Origin of the sequence: Paenarthrobacter sp. 2TAF44 (assembly GCF_052114885.1) — a bacterium.
Classification (GTDB): domain Bacteria; phylum Actinomycetota; class Actinomycetes; order Actinomycetales; family Micrococcaceae; genus Arthrobacter.
Window position 1 is genome coordinate 67,196 of the sequence record NZ_JBFRFP010000024.1, and the last position, 12,364, is coordinate 79,559.

12 protein-coding genes and 1 pseudogene are annotated in these 12,364 nt (G+C 61.5%); 9 read left to right on the plus strand and 4 right to left on the minus strand.

What is annotated here, in order from left to right; translation table 11 throughout:
• Nucleotides 1–4 precede the first annotated feature (4 nt).
• Together AB4Z15_RS20100 and AB4Z15_RS20105 are read left to right on the plus strand one after the other, a co-directional pair.
• Nucleotides 5–487, plus strand: a complete 483-nt coding sequence (locus AB4Z15_RS20100) for a glutathione peroxidase (RefSeq protein ID WP_442018676.1) — start codon at nucleotides 5–7, stop codon at nucleotides 485–487.
• 140 nt (nucleotides 488–627) lie between these two features.
• Nucleotides 628–1,611 (plus strand): phosphodiesterase, encoded by a 984-nt coding sequence (locus tag AB4Z15_RS20105; protein WP_442018677.1) that lies wholly within the window; start codon nucleotides 628–630, stop codon nucleotides 1,609–1,611.
• Here AB4Z15_RS20105 and AB4Z15_RS20110 read toward each other — a convergent pair.
• Nucleotides 1,589–3,118 carry a stealth family protein gene (locus AB4Z15_RS20110; protein WP_442018686.1) on the minus strand — a complete coding sequence of 510 codons (1,530 nt, stop codon included), beginning with the start codon at nucleotides 3,116–3,118 and terminating at the stop codon, nucleotides 1,589–1,591. The genes AB4Z15_RS20105 and AB4Z15_RS20110 overlap by 23 nt on opposite strands.
• A gap of 123 nt (nucleotides 3,119–3,241) precedes the next feature.
• Entirely contained in the window at nucleotides 3,242–4,162 is a 921-nt protein-coding gene (locus tag AB4Z15_RS20115) for a hypothetical protein (protein WP_442004335.1), read from the minus strand.
• A 137-nt stretch (nucleotides 4,163–4,299) separates the two neighbouring features.
• Between AB4Z15_RS20115 and AB4Z15_RS20120 the strand changes: the two genes are divergently transcribed.
• Together AB4Z15_RS20120 and AB4Z15_RS20125 are read left to right on the plus strand one after the other, a co-directional pair.
• Nucleotides 4,300–4,599: a type II toxin-antitoxin system VapB family antitoxin gene (locus tag AB4Z15_RS20120; protein ID WP_062069994.1), complete on the plus strand. Its 300-nt coding sequence runs from the start codon at nucleotides 4,300–4,302 to the stop codon at nucleotides 4,597–4,599.
• A 22-nt stretch (nucleotides 4,600–4,621) separates the two neighbouring features.
• Nucleotides 4,622–5,266 (plus strand): LytR C-terminal domain-containing protein, encoded by a 645-nt coding sequence (locus AB4Z15_RS20125; RefSeq protein ID WP_442018678.1) that lies wholly within the window; start codon nucleotides 4,622–4,624, stop codon nucleotides 5,264–5,266.
• Between the two features lie 102 nt (nucleotides 5,267–5,368).
• On the opposite strand, the gene AB4Z15_RS20130 is transcribed toward AB4Z15_RS20125, so the two are convergent.
• Complete coding sequence (locus tag AB4Z15_RS20130; RefSeq protein ID WP_442018679.1) at nucleotides 5,369–6,055, minus strand: TetR/AcrR family transcriptional regulator; 687 nt, start codon at nucleotides 6,053–6,055, stop codon at nucleotides 5,369–5,371.
• A gap of 160 nt (nucleotides 6,056–6,215) precedes the next feature.
• Between AB4Z15_RS20130 and AB4Z15_RS20135 the strand changes: the two genes are divergently transcribed.
• The 5 genes from AB4Z15_RS20135 (at nucleotide 6,216) to arfA (ending at nucleotide 12,201) form a co-directional block, all read left to right on the plus strand.
• On the plus strand, nucleotides 6,216–7,214 hold the full coding sequence (locus AB4Z15_RS20135) for a LacI family DNA-binding transcriptional regulator (protein WP_442018680.1): 999 nt from the start codon (nucleotides 6,216–6,218) through the stop codon (nucleotides 7,212–7,214).
• Between the two features lie 181 nt (nucleotides 7,215–7,395).
• Nucleotides 7,396–8,730 (plus strand): extracellular solute-binding protein, encoded by a 1,335-nt coding sequence (locus AB4Z15_RS20140; protein WP_442018681.1) that lies wholly within the window; start codon nucleotides 7,396–7,398, stop codon nucleotides 8,728–8,730.
• 36 nt (nucleotides 8,731–8,766) lie between these two features.
• Nucleotides 8,767–9,711: a carbohydrate ABC transporter permease gene (locus AB4Z15_RS20145; RefSeq protein ID WP_442018682.1), complete on the plus strand. Its 945-nt coding sequence runs from the start codon at nucleotides 8,767–8,769 to the stop codon at nucleotides 9,709–9,711.
• Nucleotides 9,712–9,713: 2 nt separating this feature from the next.
• Complete coding sequence (locus AB4Z15_RS20150; RefSeq protein WP_442018683.1) at nucleotides 9,714–10,613, plus strand: carbohydrate ABC transporter permease; 900 nt, start codon at nucleotides 9,714–9,716, stop codon at nucleotides 10,611–10,613.
• A gap of 49 nt (nucleotides 10,614–10,662) precedes the next feature.
• Nucleotides 10,663–12,201, plus strand: a complete 1,539-nt coding sequence (gene arfA, locus AB4Z15_RS20155) for an arabinosylfuranosidase ArfA (RefSeq protein ID WP_442018684.1) — start codon at nucleotides 10,663–10,665, stop codon at nucleotides 12,199–12,201.
• A 41-nt stretch (nucleotides 12,202–12,242) separates the two neighbouring features.
• On the opposite strand, the pseudogene AB4Z15_RS20160 reads toward arfA, so the two are convergent.
• A pseudogene (locus AB4Z15_RS20160) lies at nucleotides 12,243–12,364 on the minus strand (IS110 family transposase); the annotation flags it as partial.

Below are 12,364 nucleotides of genomic sequence, written 5' to 3' on the forward strand. Positions count from 1 at the left end.
TCACATGAGAACCCTGTACAGCATTCCCCTCACCTTCAACGATGGCTCTGAAGCAGACTTCGGACGCTTTGAAGGGAAAGCGGTACTGGTGGTGAACGTGGCCTCCGAATGCGGCTTCACGCGCCAGTACGCGGGCCTTGAGGAACTCTACGGAAAGTACCGCGAGGACGGCCTGGAAATCCTTGGCGTGCCCTGCAACCAGTTCGGCGGCCAGGAGCCCGGCGCCGACGAGGAAATCGCGGAGTTCTGCGAACGCAACTTTGGCGTCTCTTTCCCGCTCACCAGCAAGGCCAACGTCCTGGGCAAAGAGCAGCATCCGTTGTTTGCCGAGCTGACCCGGGATGAGTCCGGGCAGCCGGTCAAGGTCAAGTGGAACTTTGAGAAGTTCGTCATAAACCGTGACGGCGAGCTGGTTGCACGATTCCCCTCAACGGTTGAACCTGACGCGCAGGAACTGGTTGACGCCGTTGAAAAGGCTTTGTCATAAGAGTCCTCGAATTCGAAAGGAGAAAGAAATTTTCCAACATTCCGCCGGCAGTTGGCCTCTTGTTGGCTTGTTGTCTGGTTGGATTGGAAGTACTGGAATGACACGGGAGACGCCGTCTCCCACCAAACGCTAAGGCAGCTATGGAGCTCATCGAGGCCGAGTACCCCAAACCAGGTCATGTGCTTTTGCACTTGAGCGATCTTCACTTGGTGGCCGGTCCAGACACACTTCATGGTTCTGTTGACAGCGCTGCCAGGCTCCAGGAGATCTGCGATCAGATCATTGCCTCCAGGATCAGGCCAGAGGCCATCATCTTCACCGGAGACCTTGCGGACAAGGGCGAGTTCCGAGCCTACAAACGTCTCCGCGAAATGATTGAGCCTGTGTGCGATGCGCTCGGAGCGAAGGCCATTTGGGCCATGGGCAACCACGACAACCGCGCGAACTTCCGTTCCGCCTTCCTGGATGCCTCCGTAGCGAGCCGGCCGCAGGATCCTGTGGACCGCAGCTACTTCGTCAACGGGCTCCGGATCATCACCCTGGACACCACGGTCCCCGGACACCACCATGGCGAGTTGTCCGAATCCCAGCTTCAGTGGCTGGCTGACGAGTTGGCCACTCCCGCCCCGGACGGCACCATACTTGCCCTTCACCATCCGCCGGTCCCGTGCGTCCAGGACCTGGCCGTGTTGGTGGAGTTGCGCGGCCAAGCCGCCCTGGCCGCCGTCGTCCGAAACACAGACGTCCGCACCATCCTGGGTGGCCACCTGCACTACTCGACGACGGCGAGCTTCGCCGGCATCCCGGTATCGGTCGCCTCAGCTACCTGCTATACCCAGGACCTGGGGGTGCGTGCCGGCGGACAGCGCGGACGTGACGGAGCGCAGTCGTACAACATGATCCACGTCTACGAGCACACGATCGTGCATTCCGTGGTTCCGATGTCCGGTGGCGTCACAGTTGGCGAGCCCTTGGATGCAGCCGAGGTTCAGCGGCGGCTGGGGGCGGCCGGCATCCGCATTCCGCACGAGTCCCGGGTGGGGGCCCACACGTCGCCGGGCACTCACACCTCCTCGCTTCCGCTTGTTTCTCCCGGTGGCTTTACTTCTCCCAAGGTGCCTTAACCGGGAAGTACTTCTCCAGGAAGTCGGTCACCAGGTCGGCTCGTTCATTCGCCTCGACTTCGGGGAAACTGCCGTCATTCAGGCAGAAGAAGTCCATGTGGCGCTTTGCGAGCAGCTTGGGCAGGTAGTGCAGTCCGGCCCACATGGTGGAGTCCACATACCTGACCTTGGCGTTGGTCTGCGTAACGGCGCGGCCGGTGAGCAGTGCGTAGTAGTGGTAGAACGAGTTGGTCACTGAAATGTTGTCGGCTGCTCGGAACCGGCTGCCGGCGGTCTTCGCGAACTCGGCGGGAAATTCCTTCTCCATCTGGGCCACCACGCTCCGGCGCAGGGGAGCGGCCGTGTGTTCCAGGTGCCTGGTGGTGATCCGTCCGAAGCGTTCCCACAGCAGCTTGCGGTTGACACGTGCAGCGTTCTCGAAGCCACTGCGTTCGGCATCGTTCTCTCCGAGCCCAATTCGCGTGTCAGCCTCGATGAACTTGGTGATTCCTCCGGGCGTGAAGAACATGTCCGGGCCAACGGGACGGCCGAAGAACATGTCGTCGTTGGAGTAGAGGAAGTGCTCGGACAGTCCCTCGATGTGGTGCAGCTGGCACTCCACGGCTTGCGAGTTGTGGGTGGGCAACACTGACGGATCGGCGAAGAACTCTTCGCTGCGCACGATCGTCACCGAGGGGTGGTCGGCCAACCACGCCGGGGCGGGCGAATCGGTGGCGATGAAGATCCTGCGGATCCACGGTGCAAACATGTGTACCGAGCGCAGCGCATACTTCAGCTCGTTGATCTGCCGGAAGCGTGCCTCATGGTCGTCGCCCTCGCCGAGGACAGCCCCAGACTGCTGGGCGCGCCTCCTGGCGATGTATTCGGGGTCGCTGCCATCCACCCACGAGAAGACGATGTCGATGTCGAAATCGATGTCGCTTGCATGGTCAGCGAACATGTTCTCGATGGTCGGCCAGGTGAGGCCGTGGCGCTGCACGGTACCGCGCACGGCGTCCTGGCGCAGCATGGTGCGCCGTGTCAGGGAATTCTCCACGGGGAGTTCAAGGCGGTCGCCTTCGAACCTCCACAGCTCCAACTGGACACCAAGGGCAGGGCCGTACCAAAGCCCGCCGCCGAGTTCCACCCTGGGCCGGTACAAGCGGAAGATCCGTGCCTTCCGGTTGGCCGAGAGTTCGCCATCTGCCACCAGGACCGAGGTTTTCTTCTTGGCATCGACGGTCATGGAGTAGAACGGCTCATTGCGGAAGGCAGCAACCAGGGCCTCGCGCACATCCTTGCGCGACTCCCAGTCGACGGCGATGACCGGCCTTTCGTCGTTGCCACGCACCAGGATGAAGTCCACGCCAGCGGCGTCCAAAGCGGCGCGGATCGCCAGGAGATCAGCAACCATGGCCTGTTGGGGCGTGAGGTCACCGTTAAGGAGGGCGTACCGCCCGCGGTGACGGACGACGTCGGACCTGTGCTTCAGGTGGGCAACGACGGCAGGTGAGACCGCCTCGGCGATCGCATCTTCCTCTACGGTGGGGCTGCCGTGGTAAATCGGATCGACCTGTGCTTGCGTGATGGCTTTTCTCCGTACTGTTGTGAGTCGTTACTGTTGTGAGTCGTTTCTGGGGAATGCAGGAGTCTAAATGGCGAGGGCGTCGCGCCAGCTGCGCAGGAAGGCTCCGCCGGCATCGTCGTGAATGACGTCGTCCGCCAGCTCGAGGTCAGCGGCGGTCAGAATGGTGTAAGGCTTCACCGGAACGCCGTCTGCGGGCCGGACGTCCACGTGCTTCACGTCGTGGTCGTTGTGGTGAAGCCAGTCTGCCATGGCGTAGTCCGTACGGGAATCACCTACTGTGCGCCAGGAGAGTGGGGTGATTCCCTGGGCGGCCAACAATTCCACGGCCCGGCTGGCGCCAAGGTCCTTGCCCAAGCGGACGGATTCGATGTCCGTGGAAATGATGGTGGGGTCCAGGCGGTAGTCCACGGTGTCATCGGACTCAGGGGCGTGGTGGTCCAGGATGGCTGCGTTCAGGCCGTGGCGGCCCATGATGTTCAGGGCATCGGCGTCGAAGAGTTTTTGCTCGGCCAGGTAATCTTCGCTGGCCACTTCAACGTGCTGCTCAACGGAGACCATGGCACGCTTGGTCTCATCGAAGAACATATGCGCGGAGTAGTCCTCGGCAACGAGCCTGCGGATGTCATCCCCGTATGCCTTGGGAACGGCGAGTTCGTGGTCCACGTGGATGGGTCCAGGGCCGGCGGCGGTGTAACTGAACCACACGGCGCCCTTTTCGCAGATGGCGTGGATGATGGTGTCGGCTGGCATTCCAGCAGCGATCATCGGCCCCATGACCTGTTCGCTGATGAAGGCATCCGAGCGGCCTGTGTTGAAGATGACGGGGATGCCGGCCGAAGCCAGCGCCACGAGATCTGCGATGATATCCGGCTTGACGTCGCGCGTCACAGGGCTGGCGATGGGGCCGTCGACGTCCAGCAGCAGCGCGAGGGCTGGGGCCGTGTGGGCAGCGGTCCGGTCGGTACCTTGGAGCGATTGAGTCATGCCCCTATTCTGTCAGTCCCCGAGGTGTGCATCACAGCTGTGACGCCAGACGTTCGGATAGTCACCGTTTGGCCACAACCTGCGTGTGCCGGGGGTCACAAGTTCCGTTAGCGCAGCAACTTCCATAGGCTTGCAGGGTGATCTTCAAAGCTGTGGGCGAGGGACGCCCGTACCCTGACCATGGATATTCCGCGCCCCGTGACTGGGCTGCCCTTCCACCGCGGCCTGTTCGCCTCGATGAACTCGTCACCACCAAGCGCACCCTTGATCTGGAGGCGTTGCTGGCAGAAGATTCAACGTTTTTTGGGGATTTGTTCCCGCACGTGGTTCAGTACCAGGGCGTGCTGTACCTCGAAGATGGGCTGCATCGGGCAGTCCGCACCGCGCTCCACCAGAGGACGGCCATCCACGCACGCGTGCTGGTGATCGATGGCTAGGCAGCGCAAGCGTCCCAAAGATGTGACGCAGTTACACGGGCACCATGTGGTGACCGGACCGGAGCTTCGTGCCACCTTCGCCGAGGACGCACGTGCCCAACGCAGCCGCTTCCGGCGCAGGGTCTTCCACGCCATCGTCCTTGTCCTGCTGGTTGGTGTCATTGCCGCCGGAGCAATCGGCGCCTGGGCCATCATGAACGGCGTCATCAGGATTCCGACGGCGATCGCCAGCAAGGCTCCCACCAGCCTTTGCCCCACCACGACGTTCGACTACGTGCCGAACGAAACCGTTAATATCAACGTCTTCAACGCCACATCGCGTGCAGGCCTGGCAACTACTGTTGCCGACGAGTTCAAAGCACGGGGGCACAAAGTCCTATCCGTGGACAACAGTGATACTGCCTACTCGGGGATCGGCGTGGTGGTTTCAGGAGTCAAAGGCCAGGCAGCTGCATTCAACATCCAGCGGAATTTGGCGGGAACGGACTACTTCCAGGACAACCGCGAAGACGAATCAGTGGACGTAGTCCTCACGCGTGGCTTTCAGGGCTTGGTGGAACCGCAGCTCGTGGATCAGACTCCCGGCAAGCTCAGCTGTCCGCGTGAGGACCTGAGGATTGCGGATACTTCCCGATGGCCGATCATCCCCACCCGCCCGGCTCAGTAGGGCGGGGCAGTAGGCCGGGCTGAGGACGCGTAGGCTGATTTTCGCCACGCAAAGTGGTGGGCGATGCCCTGATTTGGGTGTCGCCGCCCTGTTGCTCTGGCGTTAGCCGGCCAGGCTGTCCGTGGCTGCGGCTTCCACGCGGATGGGCTTGCCGGCCTCATCGAACTGCGCTCCCGCACCTAGCTGGATGAACCGCACCGTTTGCGCTGTCTGGAGCTCGACGTCGGAGGCTGGGGCAGGCGGGGGAGTCTCGCCGTCGGGCGTTCGGTTGCGTCGTGCGGCGCTTGCTGAGAGTGTGCCGTGGATGAGCCGCGCCAACTGGGCGACATCCGTGTCCGGGAGGTAGCCCTGCTGGACGCCGTCAGTCAGGATGTCCTGGAGGAGGACGTTGAGGTCGCCCACGTGATCCGCGAGCTTAGCGAACGAGGCTGGGGATAAGACGGCGGCCATCGCTGGCCCCGGCGGAAGGTGGCGGCGGCTGAGGTCCTCTACCTGGGCGCGGACATAGAGGGCCAGCCGGTCCACCGGGTTATCAAGGGCTGCAAGCGATTCGCGAAGGTCCACGATGAAGCGCTCGGTTTCATCCAGCGCGTACGCAATGAGCAGCTGCTCCATGTCTGCGTAGTAGTTGTAAACGGCGGTGCGGCCAACACCCGCGTGGCGTGCGACGTCCGTCATGGTGAGGCCGGGCAGGCCATGGGTAAAGAGGAGCTCGCCAAAGGCGGTCAGAATACGGCGTTGGGTCTCGGCGCGTTGGGCAGCGTTCGTGGCGGCCGTGATCCTAGGCATATAGACACTTTACAATGATGTGTCACCAAGTCCTGCCAATTGGTGTACACCTGGGGCCCTTGGAGGCCTTCCTCGAGCCATTGCGCAAGGGCAAACTCGCGTAACATCGTGGGAACCGGACTCGAACTTCACCCGGACACTAAATTCACAAGGGGGACTGTTGCGGGCAACGGTCAAGGATGTGGCACGCCGCGCGGGAGTGTCGCCGAAAACCGTCTCGAACGTCATGAACGGAATCGTGCCGGTCAGCGCTCCAACGCGGCTCAGGGTTGAGCAGGCAATGCAGGAGCTGGATTACGTTCCCAACCTTTCCGCCCGCGGACTCCGCAACGGCCGCTCCGGTGTCATCGCGTTGGCCTTGCCGGATCTGGCCACCCCGTTCTCCGCTGAGATAGCCCAGAGCATCGTGGAAGTAGCCCACGAGCAGGGCTGGAGCGTCCAGATCGAGGAAACCGGTTCGGATCCGCAGCGCGAGCAGGAGTTGATGACCCGCGCGCGCTCCAACCTCATCGATGGGCTCATTCTCAATCCGGTGGTGCTGGATGAAAGTGCCGTCAAGGTTGGGGTGGCCTTGCCTCCCGTCGTGCTGCTGGGTGAAGTGACCCAGGAGCTTGCGGACCGTGTTTACGTGGACAGTTTCGCGGCGGCGCGGGATATGACGCTGGCTCTGGCCAAATACGGGCGTCGGCGTATCGCCGTGCTCGGCATAAACAAGACCAGGCAGTCTGCCACGTCGATTCAACGCAGACAGGGTTACGAGGCTGCACTCCAGATCCTCGGGATCCCCCTGGATGAATCCCTGCTGATCTCCTGCTCGCCTTGGACGCCTGGAGCTGCGGCCGAATCACTGACCCGCTATCTGGATTCCAAGCCGCTGCCGGAGGCACTGTTCTGCTTCACGGATTCGCTGGCCATTGGAGCCCTCAATACGCTGTGGAAGAGGGGCGTCCGCGTTCCTGATGACGTCGCGGTGGCCGGTTTCGACGACGTCATGGATGGGCGCTACGCCGTTCCCTCGCTGACCACCGTATCTTTCGACAAGCGGACCATCGCCACCGAAGCACTGCGCCTGCTCACTGAGCGCATGGCGGACAGGGGCCACGGACAACGCGTCGTCACGGTGGACTACACCATTCTGGAGCGGGACAGCACCGGCTAAGCGGCCTTTGAAATTTAAGTGTTCGCGCTAACAATTTCTCTTGCCTCAGATATTACAACGATGTAATGTGAGAGCCGCGTCACCCCCGGGCCACCCTTTTACCCGGCAGTGGAGATGCATCGAAGCCGGATTTGCGCAGCAGTTGTGTCCTTTTCAGCGGACCCTTCCAAAGGAGTGACGGGTGAAGCAGTTTGAATCTTTGACCGGGAAACAGTTGTCCCGGAGACAGTTATTGACGGGATCGGCCCTCCTCGGAGGCGGGCTTCTGGCCACCAGCCTCACAGGCTGTGGAGGTACAGCCGGAGCTGCATCCGTGCAGACCATCAACTTCTGGCATCTCCTCTCCGGAGGTGACGGCACCAAGATGCAAGCCATGATTGCCAACGCCAACCAAGCCAATCCCGGCTTCAAGGTGCACCCCACCGTGTTGGCGTGGGGTCCTCCGTACTACACCAAGCTGGCCATGGCATCTGCCGGGGGCCGACCTCCTGAGGTAGCTATTATGCACGCCAGCCGGGTCCCGGGATATGCCCCGGGCGGCCTCATAGAGCCTTGGGATCTGGGGCTGCTCGCGGAGAATGGCATCACGCCGGAGAACTTCGCGCCGCGCATCTGGGAAAAGGGCCAGCAAGATGGGAAGGTTTTCTCCATCGCGCTGGACTCCCACCCGTTCATCATGTTCTACAACACAGACGTCGCCGGTAAAGCCGGGCTCCTGGAAAGTAATGGCCAGTTGCAGGAGGTCAGTTCGCCTGGCGAGTTCAAGGCCATGGCACTGGAGATGCAAAAGATCACCAAGGCCCACGGATTGTCCTTTGGCTACCTGAACCTGGGCTCGCAGATGTGGCGGCTGTTCTACACGCTCTACAAGCAGCACGGAGCGGAAATTGTCCTCACGCCCGGCCGGCAGATGGAGGCGGACAGGGACGCTGCGATCGAATCGCTGGAGTTCATGGCCTCGCTCTTCGACGACACCATCGCGGCCAAGAGCGGCGACATCAACACCGGTATCGCAGAATTCGTCCGTGGCGATTCGGGAATGCTCTTCAGTGGTGGCTGGGAATTGCCCACCATGAAGAAGGCAAAGTTGCCGGTTGACGCCGCCACCATCCCCACTCTTTATGGGACACCGGCCTCCTACGCCGACTCGCATTCCTTCGTCCTCCCGCGGCAGCTCGCGGTAGATGAAGCGAAACGGAAGGATGCGTACAAGTTCGTCAGTGACGTTCTGAAGGGTTCGCTGTTGTGGGCTGAGGCCGGCCATATCCCGGCCTACCAGCCGGTGGTTCAATCGCCGGACTACGGGAAGCTCACGCCGCAGATCCACTACGCCAACGCGGCGGACATCATCGCCTACGATCCCGAATCCTGGTTCAGCGGCTCGGGATCGGACTGGCAGACCTACTTTGCCGAGCATATCCAGAACGTGCTTCTGGGGCGCGACAAAGCAAGCACAGGGTGGGATGGCTTCGTGGCCCGCACCAACGACCTTCTATCCCGGCCCAACCCGGTCTGACCGGTACCAGCGCACCGAGCGACAAAGGAGTCCTTCATGAGTTCCTCTACACTGTCCCGGCAGACAAGCCAACCACGGACAACACCCAGCCCAGGCAAGGCCGGGCTATCTCTGCGAAGAAGCAGGGACAATGTGAACGGATGGGCCTTCGCAACCCCGTTCCTGGTGTTCTTCCTCGTCTTCCTCGTTTGGCCCATTCTGTACGGCTTCTACATGAGTCTCACGGGCAAATCCCTGACAGGCGCCAACGACAGTCTCATCGGCTTTGCAAACTACGCTGAAGCCTTTGCCGATGCCGGCATGTGGCGTTCATTGGGCAACACCCTGTACTTCACAGTCATCAGCACTGTCCCCCTGGTGCTGGTTGCGTTGGTGATGGCGGCGCTCCTGAATATCGGCCTTCCAGCCCAGTGGCTATGGCGGCTTTCCTACTTTGCACCGTTCCTGTTGGCTTCCACGGTTGTGTCGTTGTTCTTCGTCTGGATGTACAACCCGCAACTGGGTTTGATCAACGATTTCCTGTCAAAGTTCGGAATACCAAAAGTCGGGTGGCTGAACGATCCCAATGTGGCCATGTGGTCAATCGTGATCGCGACACTCTGGTGGACGGTGGGCTTCAATTTCCTTCTCTACCTGGCGGCAATGCAGAACATCCCCGTCCAGCACTATGAGGCAGCGTCACTGGATGGTGCCGGCCCTTGGCGGCAATTCTTCTCCATCACTCTGCCGCAGCTCACGCCCACCACCGTAATGATCGTGTTGCTCCAGATCCTGGCTTCCCTGAAGGTCTTTGACCAGATTTACCAGATGACAGCCGGGGGTCCGGGCGGATCTACCCGTCCCGTGGTCCAGTACATCTTCGAAACCGGGTTCACCGGATACCGGCTGGGGTATTCCGCAGCTATCTCCTACATCTTCTTCGGACTGATTGTGCTGGTTTCCGCGCTGCAGTTCGTCATCACCCGCCGCAGGAGCGCATAGCCATGGCAACCCCTACCCTCACCCGTTCGACCCCAGCCGCGCCCACCACCGCCCTGAAGATCCGCCAGCCGCGCAAGAAGCTGACCGTCGGCAGGGTCGCAGCAGTCGTCGTCGCCGCTTTGATCGCTGTCCTCTGGCTGATCCCGTTCGCATGGGCCACGGTCACTGCCTTCAAGTCCGAAGCGGATGCGTCGGCGTCCAAGGTCAGCTGGTTCCCGCCGTCGGGCTTTACCTTCGATGCCTTCGTCAATGTGTTCCAAGCCGGGAACATCCCGCTCTGGACGTGGAACTCGCTCTACACCTCCGCAGCCATCACGGCAATCACACTGGTGATCTCGGCTCTCATGGCTTACGCACTCTCCAGGATCGAGTTCAAAGGCAAGAAGGTTCTGATGGTCGTGATCATCGCCGCCATCATTGTCCCGCCACCCGTGCTGATGATTCCGCTCTTTTACCAAATGCTCGCGTTCAAAATGATCGATACCTCCTGGGCCATCATTTTGCCGCAGGTGATCCATCCCGCCATGGTGTTTGTTCTCAAAAAGTTCTTCGACCAGATCCCGCATGAGCTTGAAGAAGCGGCAGTAATGGACGGTGCCAGCCGTCTACGGATCTTCCTGCAGATCATCCTGCCGTTGTCCCGGCCCATCCTGGCCGCCGTCGCGATCTTCGTGTTCATCGGTGCGTGGAACAACTTCCTGTGGCCCTTCATCTCCACCAACGACGACTCCCTGCTGACCCTCCCCGTAGGTCTGCAAACCATCAAGAGTGCTTACGGCGTCCAGTACGCACAGAACATGGCGTCCGCCTTGTTGGCAGCTTTGCCGCTCATCGTCGTCTTCCTGTTCTTCCAACGCCAGATCATCAAGGGCGTCGCGACGACGGGACTCGCCGGAACCTGATCCGGCACCTTCGCTCACCAACTGTTTGAGAACACAACCAAGGAGATACATGTCCCGCGCACGCATCACCCTCGATCGCGATTTCACCATCGGCGAGGTACCTCGACGCCTCTTCGGCTCCTTCGTGGAACACATGGGCCGCTGTGTGTACAGCGGCATCTACGAACCCGGACACCCCGAGGCCGACGAGAACGGCTTCCGCCAGGACGTCCTGAAGCTGGTCAAGGAACTTGGCGCCACTGTTATCCGGTACCCCGGCGGCAACTTCGTCTCCGGCTATAACTGGGAAGACGGCATCGGCCCCCGCGAAACCCGGCCCCGCCGCCTGGACGGTGCCTGGCACACGGTGGAAACGAATGCTTTCGGCCTGCACGAGTTCGTGGACTGGTCCAAGCAGGCCGGCACGGAAATCATGGAAGCCATCAACCTGGGCACCAGGGGAGTGGATGCTGCCCGCGAGATCGTGGAGTACGCCAACCACCCCGGCGGGAGCTACTGGTCCGATCTCCGCGCCAAGAACGGCCACAAGGACCCGTTCGATATCAAGCTGTGGTGCCTCGGCAACGAGATGGATGGGCCGTGGCAGATCGGCCACAAGACCGCCGACGAATACGGGCGCCTAGCCCAGGAAGCGGCCAAGGCCATGCGCTTCGTGGACCCCGACATTGAGCTTGTTGCGTGCGGCAGCTCCAACTCCCGGATGCCCACGTTTGGTGCCTGGGAGCAGACGGTCCTCACCCACACCTACGACGAGGTGGATTACGTTTCCCTCCATGCCTACTACTACGAGCACGAAGGTGACGTTGGCAGCTTCCTGGCATCCGCCGTCGACACCGACTACTTCATCGAGTCAGTGATCGCCACCGCGGACGCCGTGCGGGCCAAGGGCAAGCACAAGAAACACATCAACCTGTCCTTCGACGAATGGAACGTCTGGTACCAGCGCGGCCTGGACACTGAGGACCAGCCTCACAACGTGATCAAGGCGGGCTGGCGCGAGCACCCCCGCGTCATCGAGGACAAGTACAACGTGACGGATGCCGTGGTGGTGGGCACCCTGCTCAACTCGCTGCTCCGCCATGGCGACCGCGTCAAGATCGCCAACCAGGCGCAACTGGTCAACGTCATCGCGCCCATCCTGTCGGAAGAGAACGGACCGGCCTGGAAGCAGACCATTTTCCACCCGTTCGCCCGGATGGCAGAACTCGCCAAGGGCCAGATCCTGCGGCTTTCGGTGGACTCGGACAAGTACTCGAACAACCGCTTCGGGGATACGGACCTTATAGATGTCAGCGCTACGTGGAACGAGGAAACGGACCGGGTGGCACTCTTCTTCGCGAACCGCGGGCTGGAAGAAGCTGCCGACGTCGAGGTTGCCCTGCGCGGCTTCGACGCCCGCCAGGTGCTCCGCGCCGAAGTCCTGGAGATCCCCGAGGGCGGCGACAGGTTCACCACCAACACGCAGGACCAGCAGGGCCGCGTCGGTCTGAAGCCGCTGGAAGGCGTCAAGGCGACTGGTTCGGAGCTTCGGCTGACGCTGCCCGCATTGTCCTGGGCCGTCGTCGAGCTTGAGGTTGTGAAGGCCTAGCATCGCCCTTTAAGAGCAACGCGGGGATCCTTCTATGGTTGTCAAGCGTGGCAAGGGCCGGGGTTTGGGGCGTTGAGGGTTCGGTAGATCCGCCGGGCGAGGTAGCGTTTCACGCACCGGCGGATCTCCTTTGTGGTTCGTCCCTCGGCTTGGCGTTTGCGCA